The following is an 18,305-nucleotide window of genomic DNA, read 5'->3' as shown; positions in this document are numbered from 1 at the left end:
AGGATGTTGACTGCCGGTCGCCGAGAATTAGTCAGTCAGGGCCGCTCGTATAAAATGGGTTGGAAAGAGATCGCGATTGCGCTGCCATTGACGCTGATCGTTATTGCCTGGGGTATCACCCTTGTCATCCCGCCCCCCCAAACTGCTGCAGTAAAGCAGTCCATCAGCGCAACGCCTGAACTAATCCAGCGCGGTGCTTATCTGGCTCGCGTGGGTGACTGTGTAGCCTGCCATAGCCAGCCAGGTAAGCCCCCTTTCAGCGGTGGTGCGCCTATCCCCTCACCGATTGGCGGCATGGTGCCGCCAAATATCACCCCGGATAAACAGTTTGGCATCGGCACCCTGAGCTATGCTGATTTTGACAACGCCGTCAGACAGGGTATTCGCAAGGATGGCACCACACTCTACCCGGCGATGCCCTGGCCTTCTTACCGTCGTATTTCCCACCACGATATGCAGGCGCTCTACGCTTATTTCATCCACGGCATTGACGCTGTGCCTTGCGCCAGCGCGAAAAATAGCATCCCCTGGCCGTTATCGTTGCGCTGGCCAGTGACATGGTGGCGCTGGCTGTTTGCACCAAAAACGGGGCCAGTCACACAGAATGCGCCAGAAGATCCGGTAAAACTGGGTGCCTATTATGTTGAGGGATTAGGACATTGCGGAGCCTGCCATACACCACGGGCAGCCACCTTACAGGAAGTCGCTTATGACGACAGCGATCGCCATTACCTGTCCGGTGCGCAGGTTATTGACGGCTATGCGGCCCCTTCTTTACGTGCAGAGCTGCGCAGCGGGCTGGGAAACTGGCAGCGGGATGAACTGGTTGAGCTGTTAAAGACCGGCGTTACGAACAACGCGGCAACCTTTGGCCCGATGTCTGATGTGGTGAGCCACTCAACCCAATATATGACTCAGCCGGATCTTCAGGCGATGGCTGACTATCTGCGCTCATTGTCCCCCGCGGTTCAACAACCTCAACTTTTCTATAGTACCCGCACTTTTACGGCATTTAGCCGTGGGGATCTGTCAAAAGCGGGTGCTGAAGTCTATTTAAAAAACTGCTCAGGGTGTCATTTAACTAACGGCCTTGGCTACCGTAAAAAATTCCCCGCACTGGCTGTTAATTCTGCGGTTAACTCGGCAGATCCGGCAGGGTTAATCAGCATTGTTCTGAACGGCGCGACTCAGCCTGCAAGCGCATCGCCCGGCCCTTATTATTCAATGCCGGGTTTTGCCGGCAGATTAAACGACCGACAGATTGCCGACGTACTGAGCTTTATTCGTTCATCCTGGGGTAATCAGTCGGCAGCGGTCCCAGAAACGGCCGTATCCGTATTGCGTAAACCACTCCCCGCTGCGCAACCCTGAATCAGGATAATCGCGAAAAAGGAACTTTTATGAGAGTCAGAATAACCCGCCAGCTTAACTGCCTGCTGTTTGCCGCCCTTACCGCCGCCACTTTATCCGCAGAAGCCCACCTGACTGACAGTGATATGACTTACCCCGCCGGGACGATTGAACAGCTGGCCAAAGCCAGTGGTTGCATGAGCTGCCATGGACCCGGCGGTATCAGTCAGTCGCCGCAATGGCCAAATCTGGCCGGCCAAAAGGCACCTTATCTGGAGAGTCAACTCCAGGCATTTCGCGCCGGCCGCCGTAAAAATGGAATGATGGAAAACATTAGCCAAAATCTGACTGCGGAAGATATGAAACGGCTGGCGAACTATTTCAGCAAGTTGCCTGTTAATAATCACTGATGGTTAAGCTGAGGATGGTATGAACAATCATTCACTTTTGCGCCGCCGCCTGATTAAAGCGTTAACGGCATTGAGCGTGATATTGCCGGGATGGATCCGCCCCGCAGCGGGCTTTGCCAGAGAGAGCAAAACGCTGCTGCTGCAGTCATTCAAAGGCGTGTTGGTATGGCAGACCGATCCAGAGTGGTTACGCTGGTTCTGGGCAATGACCTGGTACAGTAAAAAGCCGCAGCGTTTCCCCGCGCTTATCGCCCAGCCGCAGGACAGTGACGATCTTAAGCTGCTGCTGGGCTGGGCAGCTCAGTCCGGGCATCAGGTTGCACTGCGCAGTTCCGGCCACAACATCACTCTGGCACCGTTACGCCATAATTCCGTCACCGTCGATTTATCATTATTCAGCGCTATCGCCATTGATGCCGTGGCAAAAACGGCCTGGGCAGGTCCGGGCGTGTTCAGCCAGCAGCTTAATCAGGCTACCTTTCAGTACGGGCTGGTTTTCCCCGGCGCGCACACGGGTTTTGTCGCGCTGGGTGGCTTCCTGTTGGGGGGCGGAATGGGCTGGAACATGCCGGCTTATGGTATGGGCTGTGCCTCCGTGCTGGCGGCAGAGCTGATGCTGGCAGACGGCCGTATCGTCACCACCTCTGCGACAGAAAATCCCGATTTATACTGGGCGATGCGCGGCGTTGGGCCCGGTTTTTTTGCCGTGGTGCTGCGCTATAAGCTGCAGCTACACCCGGCACCGGCCGCCGTGATGAACACCTTCTATTTTCCACTGGAAAAGTTGCGTCCGGCGCTGGAAGAGATCCTGAGGCTGTTACCCGCAAATAACCAGCGTTCAGAAATTCTTGGTGCTCTGGGCAAGTTTTCTCCTGCTGGTACTCCCCCGGCAGAACAGCGCTGGCACTATGTTCTGAACGTTGTCTCCTTTGGCGAGAACCTCAGTTCCGCCACTGAGGTGGCTGAAATTTTTAACCACAGCAGATTGCCCCAGATCTGCTCATTACAGAGTACTCACAACCGCACGCTTAACTACCTGGAGCTATTCGACGCGCTGGGTGCCACTGACGCTTACAGCACCAGCCGCACCAGTGAAAGCGCATTTTTTACTGAGCATCCTGAGGAAGTGCTGCCGGTTATCGCGCAGCTGCTGGAACAGGAGGCGCCCGACTCGCGCTCGTTCGGATTTTCAGTCATTGATACCAACCCTACCGTGCCAGAACCCTGCAGTTTTACCTGGTGGGCTCCCCACTACGTTTCATGGTATCTGATTGGTGAAAACCAGCAGGCGATCGCCGCCAACCAGCGGCTGATGAAAAAAATGAATGCCGCGGTTAAGCCCTGGGTCAGCGGCTACTACATCAACGAAATAGACCTCTCGCTGGCACCGGAACTGGCACAGCTCTGCTTTTCCGATCAAAAGTGGCAGCGGCTCAATGAACTGAGAGCCGCCTGGGATCCGCATAATCTGTTTTTCGGCTACGTCAGCGATGATCCAGAGCGCTGATGGCCAGGGTTATCACCATCCAGCAGGCATAACAGCCCCTGCAATGTCCTGCCCGGCTCACCGTCGTTGTTCAGCGTCAGGCAGCCTGCGCCAACCGGCTCCGCGGCCCGGCGCAGGCGCTGCGCGATCTCCGCTTCATCTTCGCGCCCGCGCAGGCGCAGCCGCGCCGCCAGCACGTTGGGCGACACCTGCAAACAGACCGCCAGCAGCCGCTCGCCGTAGCGCTGCTGCGCGGCGGCCAGATGCAGCCGCGAACCGTTAACCACCACGTCCAGCCCGCTTGCCAGCCACTGGTCGATCTCGATACCCAGCGCGTAGTAAAACTGGTGCGCCTGCCAGTCGAGGGCAAACAGACCATACTCGCGCCGCCGCATAAACTCATGCTCGCTGAGGGCGACATGATTCTCGCCCCCTGCCGTCGCGCTGCGGGTAATATAGCGATGCGCCACGACCACCTGCGGCGGCGCACACTCGCGCAGCGCCAGCAGCAGGCTGTCCTTGCCGGAGCCGGATGGCCCCATCAGCCAGATCAGCCGCCCCATCAGAACACCGTCCGCCCCTGCGCCCAAACGCTTTTCACATACACCTGCTCGCGATGCTGGCGCACCAGCACCATATCCGCACGCTTGCCTTCGGCGATGACTCCGCGATCGTGCAGGCCAATGGCCTGGGCCGGATTACGCGTGACCAGCGCGACGGCCGCAGGCAGCGCAATGCCGTTCTGCTCATCGCGGGCAATGCGGAACGCGGCATCCAGCAGGCTGCCGGGGTAATAGTCGGAGGAGAGAATATCCAGCAGCCCGAGGGAAGCCAGTTCCGCCGCCGAGACGTTGCCGGAGTGCGAGCCGCCGCGCACGATGTTCGGCGCGCCCATCAGCACCTGCAAACCCATCTCATGGGAAGCGCGTGCCGCTTCGACCGTGGTCGGGAATTCGGCGATGGTACTGCCCACCCCTTTCGACTCCACCACGTGTTGGTCAGTCGCGTCGTCGTGGCTGGCCAGCGGAATATGGTACTGGCGGCACCATGCGGCGATCGCTTCACGGTTCGGCTGCGACCAGCGGGCGGCCAGGCGCAGCTGATCGGCCTGATACTGATCCAGCTGCGCATCGCTGAGCTGGTACTTGCCGCCAAAGTAGGTGCGCCAGGCGTCGAGTGACACATACTGACGCTGGCCCGGCGAATGGTCCATCAGCGACACCAGCGACAGCGCCGGGTTACACATCAGCTGCTCGAACAGCGGCAGCGTGGAGTCGTGAGGCAGCTCGCAGCGCAGGTGCAGGCGGTGCTCGGCGCGGTTCAGGCCATGCTTCTGGCTGTGCCGTATCGCATCGATCATCTTGTTAAGATTTTCCATACGGTGGCCGCCGTCGCGCACGTCGCCCACGCCAATCGCATCCAGCACCGTGGTAATGCCGCTGGCAATAATCAGCGCGTCGTGGCCGCTCATCGCCGAGTGCGCCGGCCAGTCAACCTTGGGGCGCGGGGTAAAAAACTTGTCGAGATTATCCGTATGCAGCTCGACCATGCCCGGCATCAGCCAGCCGCCCTCGCCGTCAATCGCGCAGGGCAGCTGGCTTGGCGTATCGGAGAAGGCGGAGATGATGCCGTTCTCGCAGGCCAGCGATCCTGCCACGACTTCATTTTCCAGAATTAGCTTAACGTTGTTGATAATCATACGGCGTGCTCCACAGCAGCGGGTTGCATCACATGCAGACGGTCAGCGATGCGATCGCGCACCGCGTTATCATGAAAAATTCCGACGATGGCGGCACCGCGCTGGCGCGCCTGTTCAATCAGCCCGACCACCGCCGCGCTGTTAACGCTGTCGAGCGAGGCGGTCGGCTCATCCAGCAGCAGGATCGGCGACTCGGCAATAAAGCCGCGCGCAATGTTAACGCGCTGCTGCTCACCGCCGGAGAAGGTTGACGGCGCCAGCGCCCACAGGCGTTGCGGTACGTTGAGGCGCCCCAGCAGATCGCTCGCGCGCGCGGCGCTCTCGGCACGATCCACGCCGCGCTCCAGCAGCGGCTGCATCACCACTTCCAGCGTGGAGATACGCGGGATGACGCGCAGAAACTGGCTGACCCAGCCCAGCGTATCGCGGCGGATGCTGAGGATCTGGCGCGCCGGGGCGCTGACCAGATCAACCCACTGCTGCTGATGATCCACCCAGATATGGCCGCTATCCGGCAGGTAGTTGGCATACAGCGAGCGCAGCAGGGTTGATTTGCCGCTGCCGGAATGGCCGTGCAGCACCACGCACTCCCCCGCCGCCACCTGCAGTGAGGCGTTGCGTAACACCGGCAGTTCCGCGCCGTGCTGGTTATGCATCACAAATGTTTTCGACAGATTTTCGACGCGCAGTTTCAGCTTCATGATTATTTCCATCATTTTCAACACGGGACGACCGGGAAAAAGGGGCGTCCCCTGGATGACCCGGGCGGCCACGAACCGTAGGAGCGGACCCGCTTTTTCGGTCCGCCCGGTTTATACAATCGACGAGACTAAAAGCTGGGTATACGGATGATGCGGATCGTCCAGCACCCGGTCGGTCAGGCCGCTCTCGACCACCGCGCCCTGCTTCATCACCAGCAGGCGATGCGCCAGCAGGCGGGCCACGCCGAGGTCGTGCGTGACAATCACCACCGCGAGATTCAAATCACGCACCAGGCTGCGCAGCAAATCGAGCAGGCGCGCCTGCACCGAAACATCCAGCCCACCGGTTGGCTCGTCCATAAACACCAGTTTAGGATGGGTCACCAGGTTGCGCGCAATCTGCAAACGCTGCTGCATACCGCCGGAGAAGGTGCCCGGCAGGTCATCAATCCGCGCCAGCGGGATCTCCACGTCCTGCAGCCATTTGCCTGCGGTGTGGCGGATCTCACCATAGTGGCGCTGCCCCACCGCCATCAGGCGCTCGCCGATATTGCCCCCGGCAGAGACCTGCGCGCGCAGGCCATCCATCGGGTATTGATGCACCACGCCCCACTCGGTGCGCAGCAGACGGCGGCGCTCGCTTTCGCTCATCGCATACAGATCCTGCCCCTGATAGATAATCTCGCCCTGCTGCGGCGCCAGCCGCGCCGAGATGGCCTTCAGCAACGTAGTTTTACCGGAGCCGGACTCGCCGACGATGCCTAATACTTCCCCCGGATAGAGCTCAAACGACACATCGCTGAAGCCTTTGCCCGGCGCATAAAGATGGGTTAACTGATTGACCGCCAGCAGCGGGGATTCACGGTTCATGGCTGATTCTCTTGTTGCTGATGGCAGTAATCGGTATCCGAGCAGACAAACATGCGCGTGCCGGCATCATCCATCACCACTTCGTCCAGATAGCTGTCGCGCGAGCCGCACAGCGCGCAGGGTTCAGACCACTGCTGCACGCTAAACGGGTGGTCGTCGAAATCCAGGCTCTCCACTTTGGTATACGGCGGCAGCGCGTAGATACGCTTCTCGCGCCCGGCGCCGAACAGCTGGAGCGCGGGCATCATATCCATTTTCGGGTTGTCGAATTTCGGGATTGGCGACGGGTCCATCACGTAGCGATCGTTGACCTTCACCGGGTAGGCGTAGGTGGTGGCGATATGGCCGTAGCGGGCGATATCTTCATACAGCTTCACCTGCATGATGCCGTACTCCTCCAGTGCGTGCATGGTGCGGGTTTCCGTCTCACGCGGTTCAATAAAGCGCAGCGGTTCCGGGATCGGCACCTGATAAATCAGGATCTGATCCTCGACCAGCGGCGTTTCCGGGATGCGGTGACGCGTCTGGATCAGCGTGGCATCCACGGTGCGTTCCGTAGTTGCTGCCCCGCTGACGCGCTGGAAAAAGCGGCGGATTGACACCGCGTTGGTGGTATCGTCCGCGCCCTGGTCGATCACCTTCAGCACGTCATTTTCGCCAATCACGCTGGCGGTCAGCTGGATCCCGCCGGTGCCCCAGCCGTAAGGCATCGGCATTTCACGCCCGCCAAACGGCACCTGATAGCCGGGGATCGCCACCGCCTTGAGGATTGCGCGGCGGATGGTGCGCTTGCTCTGCTCATCAAGGTAGCCGGGGTTGTAACCGCTGAGTTCAGTCACGGTGTTTCTCCTGGTATTCAGCACGCAGGCGCTTGAGCAGTTCAAGCTCGGCCTGGAAATCAACGTAGTGGGGAAGTTTCAGGTGCGAGACAAAGCCCGCTGCCTCGACGTTATCGGCGTGCGACAGCACAAACTCTTCGTCCTGCGCCGGGCTGGTAATGCGCTCGCCGTGCTCATCGGTTTGCAGCGCACGGTCCACCAGCGCCATCGCCATCGCCTTGCGCTCGGCGCGGCCAAACACCAGCCCGTAACCACGGGTAAAGTGCGGCGCCCGATCTGCCGGGGTGGTAAAGCCGTTGACCATCTCGCACTCGGTCAGCAGCACTTCGCCGATCTCCAGCGGAAAGCCCAACTCTTCCGGGCAGATCTCCACCGTGACATAGCCGGTACGGATCTCCCCGGCAAACGGGTGGGTACGCCCGTAGCCGCGCTGGGTGGAGTAGCCGAGCGCCAGCAGGAAACCTTCGTCACCGCGCACCAGCTGCTGCAGGCGCGCCGAGCGCGGCATCGGGTAGGATGGCGCATCCTGGGTGATATCGACAGGTTCACTGCCGTCATCTTCCTCACGCAGCGCCAGCCCTTCGCGCGTCATCAGGTCAAACATATGCGGGCACTCTGCCTGCAGCGGCTGTTCGGCACGCGGCGTGTGCGGCGTTTTGCCCTCTGCCAGCAGGGTGAAATCGAGCAGGCGATGGGTGTAGTCGTAGGTCGGCCCGAGCAGCTGCCCCCCAGGCAGATCCTTATACACCGCCGAGATGCGTCGCTCGACGCGCATCGCCGCGCTGTCGAGCGGCAGGCTGTCCGCCAGGCGCGGCAGCGTGGTGCGGTAGGCACGCAGCAGGAAGATGGCTTCCACCAGATCGCCGCTCGCCTGTTTGATCGCCAGCGCCGCCAGTTGGCGGTCGTGAATGCCGCCTTCGGTCATCACGCGATCCACGGCCAGACCCAGCTGCTGATCAATCTGTTCACAGCGGATTTCAGCCCGGTTCGCATCGCCACGGCGCAGGCTCTCCTGCAGCTGATGGGCGGCGGCTATCGCCTTCTCGCCCCCTTTAACGGCAACGTACATCAGCACACCTCCACAACGGTGCTGCGCGGCAGCGCCATCATGTTTTCACCGCAGGTAAAGATCAGGTCGATGCCCTGCGGGAAGTGATGCGCGCGGTTACGCAGGTAGCTGAGCACGCTTTCCGGCAGCTGCGGCGCAATGGCGCGGCGCTCCATCAGGCCCGGCCCGCGCAGGCGTAACGTCAGTCCGCCGCTCAGGGCAGGCACGTCGATAATCAGCGTGGTGCTTTTCTCCGGCGCGACGTTATCCCCCGCAGAGAACTGGCTTATCTCCGTGCCGTCAGCGGCGTGCAGCAGGGCAAAGGGGGCGTCGGTGCGCGCGGTGACCGGCGCCCCGGTATGGAAACGCAAGTTGCTGAGCAGCGCATCATCGTTCAGCGCCTGGTCGATCCACAGCGGCGTTTCGCGGTCGACCAGCGTCATTAATACCGCCGTGGCGGCCGGAGAAGCACGCCCCCAGGCCGGCAGCGCGGGCAACGACACCATTACGCCCGGCTCGCTCATCGCTTTCAGAATGCGGCGAAAGGCGCGCTGGGCATCAGCGACAGGATGGCTAAAGCTGGCAAGTAAGGTCATCAGTTATCTCCCCGGACAAGGGTAAAGAAGTCAACGCGGCTGCTGGCCACTTCGCGTGAGCGCAGCGTCTGCTGCTCCTGACGCAGGGCCGCCAGCGGCGCAATAATGTGCTGATGCAGATGCGGCATACCGTCGCTTTGCAGCAGGGCATCCAGCAGCGCACAGCGTTCGGCATGATCTTTATCGCGGCCAAGAATGTAGCTGTATCCGCACAGCCCGTTTGGCAGCCGCACCACGGCACGGGTCACGGTGGTATCGCCCAGAATAAAGCGTTTACCGGTGCCGCCCATGCGCGCCTGCAGGCGAGTCAGGCCGGTTTCTGCCGGGCGCAGCAGCTGATAATCCGCCTTCAGATCCTGCGGCCAGTGCGCCAGCAACTCTGCAGGCTGGCTGTGGGCCAGCACGGAGAGCCAGTGCTGACGTGCCTTGTTTGCTTCCATTTAGTGCTCCAGCGTCAGTTCGATCATATCGGCACGCGTCAGGCTGACGGAGTATTCCGCCATGCTGCCGCTGTCGGTACAGGTATTCAGGGTGCGCACGCACAGCAGCGGCGCGTGCAGGGCCACTTCCAGCAGGCCACTCTCTTTTGCCTGGGCGCGGCGGGCGGTGATGCGCGTCTGCTTGCGCGTCAGCCCGGCGGTGAGGTGCTGCTGAATGAAATCGTGCAGTGAGCCGCTGTTAAACTGCTGTAGCTGCGGCCACCAGCTGAGATCGGGCAGGTAGTGGTTAATCACGCAGACCGGCACGCCGTTGACCCGGCGCAGCGTGCGCAGGTGGACAACCGTGTCGCCCTCTTTGCACGCCAGTGCGCTGGCGACTTCCGCATTGCACGGGCGCAGTACCGCCAGCAGACGCTCGCTGGTCGGGTGGCTACCCTGCTCCAGCAGGTTCTGGCTGAAGCGCGCCTGGGCATGCAGCGGGTAGTTATACGGGCGCATCAGCACCAGAATACCCACGCCCTGGCGGCGCTGAACCAGCCCTTTATCCACCAGCTCATCCACCGCACGGCGCAGGGTGTGGCGATTGACGGCATAGTTTGCGGCCAGCTGTTTTTCGGAGGGCAGGTACTCCCCGCAGCGATAGCGGTTGCGCAGCTCCTCCTCCAGCTGGGCGGCGATGGCCTGATACAAAGTGGTCGGATGTCTGGATAAGTTGAGCATGTAAAAAATCTCCGCGAAACCGTCCGTTCAGCGGGGGAGGCAATGTGCCTTAAGCTCCCCACCGGGTTGCACACCAAGATGGCCAGGTTGTGTGACAGTGCGGTTAAGGAGTGATGAAGGTTTTTAAAAAGCGCCGCGAGTGGTGAGCATGGTGCGCTAACTAGCAAACACAGAACAACGTCTACACTTTGCCTCTTTGCTTCTTCTTCTCCGGGAAACGTTATGTCTGCAACTTCCACTTCTCTGCCTGCGGCCGTGTATACGCTGGGATTCGGCGTTTTTGCCATGGTAACCAGCGAATTCCAGGTGGCGGCGATGATGAATATCATGACGGCCGACCTGCACATCAGCCTGCCGATGGCGGGCTATTTGATCACTGTGTATGCGCTGGCGATGGCGCTCGGCGGCCCGCTGCTAACCCTGCTGCTGCTGAAGCAGCCGCCGCGCCGCGGGCTGTTTATTCTCCTCGGGCTGTTTATTACCAGCCAGGCGCTCGGTGCCATTGCCAGCAACTACCCGCTGCTGATGGCGGCGCGCATTATGACCGGGGCGGTTGCCGGGGCATTCATTGGCTGCGCGGTGAGTACTGGCGTCAGGCTGGTTAAGCCAGAGCTGATCTCACGTGCGATCACCGTGGTGCTGGGTGGGCTGATGATCGGCACCGTTATCGGTCTGCCGCTGGCGAGCTTTATTGGGAACCTCGCGGGCTGGCGCGTCAGCTTCTGGTCGGTGGTGGGGATTACGCTGCTGGCGCTGTGGCTGACGCGGCTGACGTTGCCAAAATCGTTGCATGCGGAAGATATCAGTCTGGGCGACGAGCTGCGGGCGCTGAAAAACCCGCTGCTGTGGCGCACTTACAGTACCAGCATGATGATCATCGGCGCGACCTTTGCCGGCTTCAGCTACTTCACGCCGATCCTGAGCAACGAGACTGGCTTTAGCGCCGGGAGCATTACCTGGCTACTGGTGATTTACGGCGCCGCTACGGTACTGGGTAATGCGGTGGTCGGCAGGCTGGCACAGCGCTTTGCGCTGCCGGTGATTATCTTTGGCCTGCTGTGCCTGATGCTGTTTATGACGCTGTTTGCGCTTTACATTGCGCAGCCGGTGATTGCCGTGGCGGCGGTGGTCGGCGTTGGCTTGACCGGGGTAACGATGAACCCGGCGATGGTGACGCGGGTGATGGGCGCGGCCGGCAACCGTCAGCTGGTGAATACGCTGCACGCTTCGATGATCACCCTCGGCCTGATGCTGGGGTCGCTGCTCGGCGGGCTGGGCATTGAGTACGGCTTTGGCCTGAGCGCCCCGCTGTGGATTGGCGTTGGCATGGCGTTCTGCGGGCTGTTAACCCTTATCCCCGATGCGCGATCGCCGCAGCAGGAAACCTGCCGCAACTGATATCGCTAACTGAAGGCCGACCCGCAATTTGTTGCCAGGGTGACGGCGTAGGGGTTGACCCTCTTTTTCGGTCAACCCGCACTATTTTGCTGAAGGCCGACCGGAAAAGAAGGTCGGCCACTACAGTAGACCTGCATACATCAAAAATATCCCCCTGCTGTGGCATCTCGCCCGCCTCAACCCATCTATAATTAGCGATTTACCATTCAGCAGGGACAAACGATGAATCAACAACGCTGGGCGCAGGTCGACGACTATCTGGTGGAGCAGCTGGTGGTGCAGGATGAGGCACTGCTTGCGGCGCTGGAGGCGAACCAGGCGGCGGGTTTACCGGCAATTGATGTCGCACCCAATCAGGGCAAGCTGCTGCAGCTGTTCGCCAGAATGGTCGGGGCAAAACGCATTCTGGAGATTGGCACGCTGGGCGGCTACAGCACCATCTGGCTGGCTCGTGCGCTGCCGGAGGATGGCAAAGTGATCACCCTGGAATATGAAGCGCATCATGCCGAAATTGCGGCGAAAAACATCCGTCATGCCGGGCTGGAGAGTAAGGTAACTATCCGCGTCGGCGCAGCGCTGGATACCCTGCCCACTCTCGCCGGGTCCGCGCCGTTCGATATGATTTTCATCGATGCCGACAAGCGTAATAACCCGGCTTACCTTGAATGGGCGATTACCTATTCCCGTTCCGGAACGTTAATTATTGGCGATAACGTGATCCGCAACGGACGCGTGGCCGACGGCGACACCAGCGACTGGAACCTGCAGGGCGTGCGTGATTTTTTGTCGATGATGGGCAGCCATCCGCGCCTTGACGCCACCGCGATTCAAACCGTGGGCGCCAAAGGCTGGGATGGCTTTTCGCTGGCGCTGGTCAAATAATGTTGGGGTCGGGCATGCCCGACCTTTAATTATCTCACCCCCGCTTCCGGATCAAGCGAGGAGAGCGAGACAAATATCCCGCACAGCGCTGAAATAACCAGCGGCAGGACAAAGGCATCCGAATAGCGCAGCGGATTTTCCAGATCGAAGACGATCACCACAAAAAGCAGGCTGGATGCCATTGTCGTGCTGGAGAAAACCAGGGCCGCCTTAAGATGCATATTTTTCAGGGAAAAAAGTGGTCCGCGCACACTATATCTCTCCCATATTAAGTGAATTAATAAATAGATAACGCAAATCGTTAAATAGAATACTCCCAACTGCTGACCGTTGTGCGGGAAATACCAGGCTGACTCCATCATTTAGCTCTCCATGCCGAGTAGAGATAAAGAGCACTCAGTACCACTGCTCCAGAAATAGCGCCACACTTCCAGATGTAATCGCTGTAGACTACGGAAGGAACAAGCACGGGAACCAGGCTTGAAAGGCCAAACCCCAAACCAAGCCCACCCCCTATCGCACTGACAAAATCCTTCAGGTTGAAATCCATCTTAACCTCTCTTACTTATTCCACTAATAAACCCACTGTTTATTATCTACCCGATAATCCTACCCGGTTAAAAATAGAAAAACATTAATGAAGCCGATAAAAAAACCCCGGCAAATTTTGTTTTCCGGCACGGATCGCAAAATTCAGCAGGGCCCTACATCAGCGTTACATTGATTGCGGGACGTTCAGCGCCGGGAAGCGTTGTAATAAGCGCGCAAACAGCTGAGACATTTGCTGATCGAGCGCTAATTCACGGCCTTCACCTGCCTGCACTGCCGCAAACACCTGGTGCTTGAGGAAGTGACGCCACACGACCGGGCGCTGCGCGAGGAAGTTGGTGAGCAGCTGATAGCGCTGCGGCGTCCACAGGCTTTCAAACTCGCGTCGGGCGCTGCCCACGTCAAAGTGTTCCCCGCTGGCATCCGCCATCGCGCTGCGCAGACGGGCGCTGCCGACCTCGTCAATCTCTCCGTACTGCAGCGCCACGCCGTACTGCTCGCGCGCCGCCTGTTCGCTGACAAAACCGCACTGCACATCTTGCAATACCGCCTGCAGGCTGCGGTTCTTCGCCAGCCCGTAGCCGCCCGCGCCCGGCCCTTTGATCGCCACCACATCCCCCGGCCCGCAGTGGATCACATCAGTATTGCCGTGTTCAGTGACGCGCCCGTCGGCGTGTTCGGTGCGGAACCACGAAGTGCTGCCCGCCCGGCCACCGGCGGCGCCCGCCGAAGAGAACACCGAGCGGTTACGGTTTCGCGCCGTAATGGTGGTATTGGGTGCGAACACCTCAAACGCCATCTCCGTTGCCAGCCCGCCGCGAAACTCCCCGGCCCCGGCGCTGTCGGCGGCCAAACCGTAGCGATGAAAGCGTACCGGCACCTCCGCTTCGTTAATCTCGATGGGGGTATTTTTCAGGAACGCCGAGAGGCCGCCCGAACCGTCCGGGCCATCGTGCCTTGGCGTGCCACCCGCGCCGCCGCCTACCGGGCCGAGCGAGGCCACCACGCTGCGGTTCTGCCCGTCAACGGTGCGAATATTGATAATGGAATTGCCGCCCGGCGAATTGGCCGGCAGGCGCTCCGGCATCGCCAGCGAGAAAGCCCCCACGGTGGCGATCTGCGACATCGCGCAGGTCAGTGAGCGCATTCCCACCGCCGCTGGCGCTTCGCAGTTCATAATGCTGCCAGGCGGCAGAATAGCCCGCGTCGGGCGCAGCGTTCCGGCATTGAGCAGCAGCGAACGGTCAAGGGTAGAGAGCACATAGGTGACGCCGACCAGCGCCAGCGGATGACGCTCGCGCCCGCCGGTGGGCATATTCAGCGACGACATCAGCTGCGGATCGCTGCCGGTATAATCCAGCTCCAGCCGCTCGCCCGTTACCCGCAGCGTGACGGCGATGCGGCACGGATAGCCGCCCTCACCGTCTTCATCGGCATAGTCGGCGTAAAAATAGTCGCCGTCGGGAATAGTGCTGATTATGCTGCGTGCCTGCTGCTCGGCATAGTCGAGAATCCCCTCAATACCGCTGAGGAAATCGTCAATGCCGAAGCGGGCGATAATCTCCTGCACCTTGCGTTCGCCGATGTTGACCGAGGCGATCTGCGCGTTGAAGTCGCCCCAGTTCTGATCCGGCGCACGGACATTGAGGCGCATTATGCGCGCCACCTCTTCGTTCAGCACCCCAGCGCTGATGATTTTTAGCGGCGGAATGCGGATCCCCTCCTGCACAATTTCACTCAGCGAGCGCGACAGCGAGGCCGGAACAGCGCCGCCGACGTCGGTATTGTGGATATGCCCGACCACAAAGCACGCGATCTCACCTTGATAAAACACCGGCTTCCAGATATGGATATCCGGCGAATGGGTGGCCACATTGCCCGCGTAGGCGTCGTTAGTGATGCAGATGTCCCCTTCCCGGTAGCCGTCGATCAGTTCCAGTACCGGGCCGTAGTCGATACCGCTGTACCACGGCGCGCCGAAGCTGCGCGGTGAGGCAAACGCCATTCCGCTGCGGCTGACGATCTGGCAGGAGAAGTCCTCCGTCTCTTTAACAAAGGTCGAGTGGGCGGTGCGCATCAGGGTAAACGCCATCGCATCGGCGGCGGCCGCGCAGTAGTTAGCGAGGATTTGCAGGTTACGACCATCAATTGCCATGATGCGCTCCGGTTTGCGGGGTAATAATCAGGTTGCCAAAGCGGTCGACGTCGACCTGCATCTGCGGTGGAACACAGGTGGTACAGTCGTCCTGGGTGATAATCACCGGGCCATCCAGCTGGTGCCCGGCCAATAGCGCGCTGCGGGCGACCACGCCAACCTGCCACCACTGGCCGTCGATCCACGCGTCCACTTCACGCACTACGTCCACCGGAACAGTGGCCTGCGCCAGCGTGCTGAGGCGCGGTTTCGGCGTCGGTGAGGAGAGCACCAGCCGCAGGTTGATCAGCTGTACCGCCGCGTGCTGGTCGTGGTGACCGAACAGGCGCGTGTGATGGGCATCAAATGCCGCACGCACGGCGGCGAGATCGCCCGCCAGTAGCCAGGCTTCCTGCAGCGCCACGTCAATTTCAAACGACTGACCGCGGTAGCGCATATCGGCGGAGAAGCTCAGCTGATACGGCAGATCGGCACCGTATTCCCGCGCCAGCCAGCCTTCGGCTTCGCGACGGAGTTCGCTCGCGTTGACCTGCAAATCGTCCATGACCGCCAGCGTCAGCTCGCAGTACAGCGTGCGGATAAAGTCATTTTTTATGTCGGCCACCAGCCCGCCAAGCGCCGACAGCACCCCAGGCGTAGGGGGAACCACGACGCCTTTCAGCTTCAGCTCACGCGCCAGGAAGCAGCCCATCATCGGCCCGGCGCCGCCGAAAGCGAGGAAGTAGAACTCACGGGGATCGAGGCCGAAGCGTGAAATCAGCCCACTGGTGTCGCTGTACATGCTGGAGATCGCCAGCGCGATAATATTTTCCGCCGTCTCCTCAATACTGATACCGAGCGGTGCCGCCAGTTTTTCCACCGCCGCGCGCGCCCCGGCCACGTCGACCTGCACCGCGTTATAGCCGAGGTCGCCGTGACCAATGAGCCCGCAGGCGGCAAAGGCATCGGTCGCGGTGGCTTCGCTACCGCCGCGCCGGAAGCAGACTGGCCCCGGCAGCGAACCGGCGCTGTCCGGCCCGACCTGCAGGACGCCGAGACTGTCGATCCAGGCGATCGACCCGCCGCCCTGACCCACCGAGGTGACCGACACTGACGGAATGTAGATTGGGAAATCCCCGATAATTTCGCCACTGCCGTACTCCGGGCGGCCATCGATAATCACCGCCACATCGGCGCTGGTGCCGCCGATATCGAGGCTAAGCAGGCGGTCAAAGCCGCAGCTTTCGGCAATATAGCTGGCGCCCATCACGCCGGAAGCGGTGCCGGATAGCACCATCTGTACGCACTCGGCTTTGGCCTGCGCCAGCGCCATCACTCCACCGTTGGATTTGGTGATGCGCGGCGGCACCGGCACGCCCATCTCTTTCAGGGCGCGTTCGAACGAGTCAAGGTAGTAGATCACTTTTGGCTGTACATAGGCGTTGATCACCGCAGTGATGGTGCGTTCGTATTCACGGATAATCGGCCAGATCTCGGCCGAGCAGGAGGTCAGCAGATCGGGAGCAATTTCGGCGACGATCGCGCGCACCTGCGCTTCGTTACTGCCGTTGCGATAGCTATGCAGCAGCGAGACGACTATCCCCTGGCACCCCGCAGCGCGCGCCCTGTCTACCGCGTCTACCACGCTCTGGCGCTCGACCGGCTGCAGCACGTTGCCGTCGCGGTCGCTGCGCTCTTTGATGGCGAAGACGCGGTCGCGGGCGATCAGCGGGGCCGGGCGGCGTGAGAACAGGTCGTGGATATGAGGGATTTTCAGGCGGGCCAGCTCCAGCACGTCGCAGAAGCCCTCGGTGGCGAACAGCGCCAGCTTGACGCCTTTGCGCTGGATCACCGCATTCACGCCAACGGTGGTGCCGTGGGTGAAGTAGTGGATATCAGCCGGATTGATGCCATCGCGCTGCTGAAACGCCGCCAGCCCGGTGGTAATTTCACTGCCGGGGCTGTCGGGCCGCGACAAGACTTTCAGGGTGCGGATGCTGTTATCACGCTCGTCAAGCAGCGCAAAGTCAGTAAACGAGCCGCCGATATCGACGCCAACGCGGTAGGTCATGGAGTGCGATCCTCTGGTGGGGTAGGAATAAATTCCATCAAGCGCTGCGGCTGTGCCACCGGCTTCCAGCCCGCCCGACGGTATACGTCGTGCGCGTCATCGGTCGCCAGCATCCAGCGTTTGATGGTTTTCAGTTCAGGGTGATGGACAATTGCGGCGGCAAACCAGCGCCCTAAGCCTTTACCACGGTGCGCTTCGTCGATCATCACGTCGCTGAGATAGGCAAAGCGGCTGTAGTCGGTGATCAGGCGGCCAAAACCTACCTGCTGCTGCTGGTAATAGATGCCGAAAGGCATTGAGGCCGCGAGGGAGCGCTCGGTCATTTCCAGCGTTTGCCCCTGCGCCCAGTAGCTGTGTTCGGAGATGTGGTGGTGGACCCAGGCGATATCGATTTTTTGCGGGTCGCTGCTTAACAGGTAGTCATCGCGCTGCCATTCGGCAACGGCAGGCACAAGCGGCATTAGCATAGGGATCCCTGACTGTTTTTGGCGGTTTAAAACAGTGTAAGGCCAATGCTGGCGAGAGTTTTTGGGTTGATAAGGGTCGGTACGGCGTTTTGTGGGGAATTGCGGGCGGGCGAGGAAATTTTGTGCCGGCACATTCAGGGCTGGCCTGAAGCGGGCGAGGCGTGCCTCGCCACGACGTGACAGCGATGACTGTCACCTCTTTGGTTACGGGTGCGGTTCGACGAAAATGCCGTCTTCGTGGCCGGATTCATTAAAGAACCAGATCCCCAGTGGATAATCCTCCAGCGCCACCAGGAACATGGTGCCTTCGCTAAACTCCTCCACTGCCAGAACCGTCCCCTGACGGCGTGGTCCGCCGTCAGTTTTTACCGTTACGCGCTCATTAACTTTCATGGTCTCTCCAAGCCTGATTTGCTTCAGTTTAACCGAGTATTTTATGGCGCGCAGCAGTCTGGTCAGTTAGCGACGTGCAATCACCCACACCGCGTGGATGATACCGGGGATGTAGCCGCACAGCGTCAGCAGGATATTCAGCCAGAATGCTCCGCCAAAACCAACCTGCATAAACACGCCCAGTGGGGGTAAAAGAATCGCAATCACAATGCGTAAAAAGTCCATACACTCTCCGTTTTCTGTTTTTGTCAG

At 60.3% G+C, this 18,305-nt stretch carries 20 protein-coding genes; 5 read left to right on the top strand and 15 right to left on the bottom strand.

From position 1 onward, the window contains the following. The first annotated feature begins 54 nt into the window (after nucleotides 1-54). From ID864_RS01455 to ID864_RS01445, 3 genes are read left to right on the top strand one after another with little or no spacing between them, the layout of a single operon-like run. Complete coding sequence (locus ID864_RS01455) at nucleotides 55-1,371, top strand: cytochrome c (protein WP_191149296.1); 1,317 nt, start codon at nucleotides 55-57, stop codon at nucleotides 1,369-1,371. A gap of 29 nt (nucleotides 1,372-1,400) precedes the next feature. Then, nucleotides 1,401-1,760 (top strand): c-type cytochrome, encoded by a 360-nt coding sequence (locus ID864_RS01450; protein WP_053110492.1) that lies wholly within the window; start codon nucleotides 1,401-1,403, stop codon nucleotides 1,758-1,760. 19 nt (nucleotides 1,761-1,779) lie between these two features. Continuing rightward, a complete protein-coding gene (locus ID864_RS01445; RefSeq protein WP_191149295.1) occupies nucleotides 1,780-3,267 on the top strand; it encodes an FAD-binding oxidoreductase in 1,488 nt (495 codons plus the stop codon). Here ID864_RS01445 and phnN read toward each other — a convergent pair. From phnN to phnF, 9 genes are all read right to left on the bottom strand, one after another. Next, nucleotides 3,240-3,809, bottom strand: a complete 570-nt coding sequence (gene phnN / locus ID864_RS01440; RefSeq protein WP_048918497.1) for a ribose 1,5-bisphosphokinase — start codon at nucleotides 3,807-3,809, stop codon at nucleotides 3,240-3,242. The two genes, ID864_RS01445 and phnN, sit on opposite strands and share 28 nt — an antisense overlap. Then, complete coding sequence (gene phnM, locus ID864_RS01435; RefSeq protein WP_048918498.1) at nucleotides 3,809-4,945, bottom strand: alpha-D-ribose 1-methylphosphonate 5-triphosphate diphosphatase; 1,137 nt, start codon at nucleotides 4,943-4,945, stop codon at nucleotides 3,809-3,811. Before phnM ends, phnN begins: the two co-directional genes overlap by 1 nt. Further along, nucleotides 4,942-5,646, bottom strand: coding sequence for a phosphonate C-P lyase system protein PhnL (gene phnL, locus ID864_RS01430; RefSeq protein ID WP_048918499.1), 705 nt, complete (start codon nucleotides 5,644-5,646; stop codon nucleotides 4,942-4,944). Before phnL ends, phnM begins: the two co-directional genes overlap by 4 nt. A 111-nt stretch (nucleotides 5,647-5,757) precedes the next feature. Continuing rightward, nucleotides 5,758-6,516 (bottom strand): phosphonate C-P lyase system protein PhnK, encoded by a 759-nt coding sequence (phnK, locus tag ID864_RS01425; protein WP_048918500.1) that lies wholly within the window; start codon nucleotides 6,514-6,516, stop codon nucleotides 5,758-5,760. After that, nucleotides 6,513-7,355: an alpha-D-ribose 1-methylphosphonate 5-phosphate C-P-lyase PhnJ gene (locus tag ID864_RS01420; RefSeq protein ID WP_048918501.1), complete on the bottom strand. Its 843-nt coding sequence runs from the start codon at nucleotides 7,353-7,355 to the stop codon at nucleotides 6,513-6,515. Before ID864_RS01420 ends, phnK begins: the two co-directional genes overlap by 4 nt. After that, nucleotides 7,348-8,424 (bottom strand): carbon-phosphorus lyase complex subunit PhnI, encoded by a 1,077-nt coding sequence (locus ID864_RS01415; RefSeq protein WP_191149294.1) that lies wholly within the window; start codon nucleotides 8,422-8,424, stop codon nucleotides 7,348-7,350. The genes ID864_RS01420 and ID864_RS01415 overlap by 8 nt, the downstream gene beginning before the upstream one ends. Next, complete coding sequence (phnH, locus tag ID864_RS01410) at nucleotides 8,424-8,999, bottom strand: phosphonate C-P lyase system protein PhnH (RefSeq protein ID WP_048918503.1); 576 nt, start codon at nucleotides 8,997-8,999, stop codon at nucleotides 8,424-8,426. Before phnH ends, ID864_RS01415 begins: the two co-directional genes overlap by 1 nt. Then, a complete protein-coding gene (gene phnG, locus ID864_RS01405) occupies nucleotides 8,999-9,439 on the bottom strand; it encodes a phosphonate C-P lyase system protein PhnG (RefSeq protein WP_191149293.1) in 441 nt (146 codons plus the stop codon). The genes phnH and phnG overlap by 1 nt, the downstream gene beginning before the upstream one ends. Continuing rightward, nucleotides 9,440-10,159, bottom strand: a complete 720-nt coding sequence (gene phnF, locus ID864_RS01400; RefSeq protein ID WP_048918505.1) for a phosphonate metabolism transcriptional regulator PhnF — start codon at nucleotides 10,157-10,159, stop codon at nucleotides 9,440-9,442. It abuts the gene before it with no gap. A 222-nt stretch (nucleotides 10,160-10,381) separates the two neighbouring features. Between phnF and ID864_RS01395 the strand changes: the two genes are divergently transcribed. Then, the gene (locus tag ID864_RS01395; protein WP_191149292.1) at nucleotides 10,382-11,557 is read left to right on the top strand and encodes an MFS transporter; all 1,176 of its coding nucleotides are present in this window, start codon (nucleotides 10,382-10,384) and stop codon (nucleotides 11,555-11,557) included. A 222-nt stretch (nucleotides 11,558-11,779) separates the two neighbouring features. Further along, entirely contained in the window at nucleotides 11,780-12,439 is a 660-nt protein-coding gene (locus tag ID864_RS01390) for an O-methyltransferase (protein ID WP_048918507.1), read from the top strand. Nucleotides 12,440-12,468: 29 nt separating this feature from the next. On the opposite strand, the gene ID864_RS01385 is transcribed toward ID864_RS01390, so the two are convergent. The 6 genes from ID864_RS01385 to ID864_RS01360 form a co-directional block, all read right to left on the bottom strand. Continuing rightward, nucleotides 12,469-12,801: a hypothetical protein gene (locus tag ID864_RS01385; protein WP_191149291.1), complete on the bottom strand. Its 333-nt coding sequence runs from the start codon at nucleotides 12,799-12,801 to the stop codon at nucleotides 12,469-12,471. Nucleotides 12,802-13,154: 353 nt separating this feature from the next. Next, the gene (locus tag ID864_RS01380) at nucleotides 13,155-15,143 is read right to left on the bottom strand and encodes a hydantoinase B/oxoprolinase family protein (RefSeq protein ID WP_191149290.1); all 1,989 of its coding nucleotides are present in this window, start codon (nucleotides 15,141-15,143) and stop codon (nucleotides 13,155-13,157) included. Further along, on the bottom strand, nucleotides 15,133-17,193 hold the full coding sequence (locus ID864_RS01375) for a hydantoinase/oxoprolinase family protein (RefSeq protein ID WP_191149289.1): 2,061 nt from the start codon (nucleotides 17,191-17,193) through the stop codon (nucleotides 15,133-15,135). Before ID864_RS01375 ends, ID864_RS01380 begins: the two co-directional genes overlap by 11 nt. Next, nucleotides 17,190-17,660 carry a GNAT family N-acetyltransferase gene (locus ID864_RS01370; RefSeq protein ID WP_099753407.1) on the bottom strand — a complete coding sequence of 157 codons (471 nt, stop codon included), beginning with the start codon at nucleotides 17,658-17,660 and terminating at the stop codon, nucleotides 17,190-17,192. Before ID864_RS01370 ends, ID864_RS01375 begins: the two co-directional genes overlap by 4 nt. Nucleotides 17,661-17,864: 204 nt before the next feature. After that, entirely contained in the window at nucleotides 17,865-18,053 is a 189-nt protein-coding gene (dsrB, locus tag ID864_RS01365) for a protein DsrB (protein WP_048916369.1), read from the bottom strand. Nucleotides 18,054-18,119: 66 nt separating this feature from the next. Continuing rightward, a complete protein-coding gene (locus ID864_RS01360) occupies nucleotides 18,120-18,278 on the bottom strand; it encodes a YqaE/Pmp3 family membrane protein (protein WP_048916370.1) in 159 nt (52 codons plus the stop codon). Nucleotides 18,279-18,305 lie beyond the last annotated feature (27 nt).

The sequence above is a fragment of the Erwinia aphidicola genome, assembly GCF_014773485.1.
Lineage (GTDB): Bacteria > Pseudomonadota > Gammaproteobacteria > Enterobacterales > Enterobacteriaceae > Erwinia > Erwinia aphidicola.
The sequence above is the reverse complement of the archived record's forward strand: the minus strand, read 5'-3'. Positions and strand labels throughout refer to the sequence as shown.

Excerpts from the sequence above, each read along its gene's own strand:
- ID864_RS01375 (WP_191149289.1), bottom strand. The coding sequence starts at position 17,193 with ATGACCTACCGCGTTGGCGTCGATATCGGCGGCTCGTTTACTGACTTT.
- ID864_RS01415 (WP_191149294.1), bottom strand. The coding sequence starts at position 8,424 with ATGTACGTTGCCGTTAAAGGGGGCGAGAAGGCGATAGCCGCCGCCCAT.
- ID864_RS01360 (WP_048916370.1), bottom strand. The coding sequence starts at position 18,278 with ATGGACTTTTTACGCATTGTGATTGCGATTCTTTTACCCCCACTGGGC.
- ID864_RS01380 (WP_191149290.1), bottom strand. The coding sequence starts at position 15,143 with ATGGCAATTGATGGTCGTAACCTGCAAATCCTCGCTAACTACTGCGCG.
- ID864_RS01370 (WP_099753407.1), bottom strand. The coding sequence starts at position 17,660 with ATGCTAATGCCGCTTGTGCCTGCCGTTGCCGAATGGCAGCGCGATGAC.
- phnL (WP_048918499.1), bottom strand. The coding sequence starts at position 5,646 with ATGAAGCTGAAACTGCGCGTCGAAAATCTGTCGAAAACATTTGTGATG.
- phnH (WP_048918503.1), bottom strand. The coding sequence starts at position 8,999 with ATGACCTTACTTGCCAGCTTTAGCCATCCTGTCGCTGATGCCCAGCGC.
- ID864_RS01455 (WP_191149296.1), top strand. The coding sequence starts at position 55 with ATGGGTTGGAAAGAGATCGCGATTGCGCTGCCATTGACGCTGATCGTT.
- ID864_RS01390 (WP_048918507.1), top strand. The coding sequence starts at position 11,780 with ATGAATCAACAACGCTGGGCGCAGGTCGACGACTATCTGGTGGAGCAG.
- phnF (WP_048918505.1), bottom strand. The coding sequence starts at position 10,159 with ATGCTCAACTTATCCAGACATCCGACCACTTTGTATCAGGCCATCGCC.
- ID864_RS01445 (WP_191149295.1), top strand. The coding sequence starts at position 1,780 with ATGAACAATCATTCACTTTTGCGCCGCCGCCTGATTAAAGCGTTAACG.
- ID864_RS01395 (WP_191149292.1), top strand. The coding sequence starts at position 10,382 with ATGTCTGCAACTTCCACTTCTCTGCCTGCGGCCGTGTATACGCTGGGA.
- phnK (WP_048918500.1), bottom strand. The coding sequence starts at position 6,516 with ATGAACCGTGAATCCCCGCTGCTGGCGGTCAATCAGTTAACCCATCTT.
- phnN (WP_048918497.1), bottom strand. The coding sequence starts at position 3,809 with ATGGGGCGGCTGATCTGGCTGATGGGGCCATCCGGCTCCGGCAAGGAC.
- dsrB (WP_048916369.1), bottom strand. The coding sequence starts at position 18,053 with ATGAAAGTTAATGAGCGCGTAACGGTAAAAACTGACGGCGGACCACGC.
- ID864_RS01385 (WP_191149291.1), bottom strand. The coding sequence starts at position 12,801 with ATGATGGAGTCAGCCTGGTATTTCCCGCACAACGGTCAGCAGTTGGGA.
- phnM (WP_048918498.1), bottom strand. The coding sequence starts at position 4,945 with ATGATTATCAACAACGTTAAGCTAATTCTGGAAAATGAAGTCGTGGCA.
- ID864_RS01450 (WP_053110492.1), top strand. The coding sequence starts at position 1,401 with ATGAGAGTCAGAATAACCCGCCAGCTTAACTGCCTGCTGTTTGCCGCC.
- phnG (WP_191149293.1), bottom strand. The coding sequence starts at position 9,439 with ATGGAAGCAAACAAGGCACGTCAGCACTGGCTCTCCGTGCTGGCCCAC.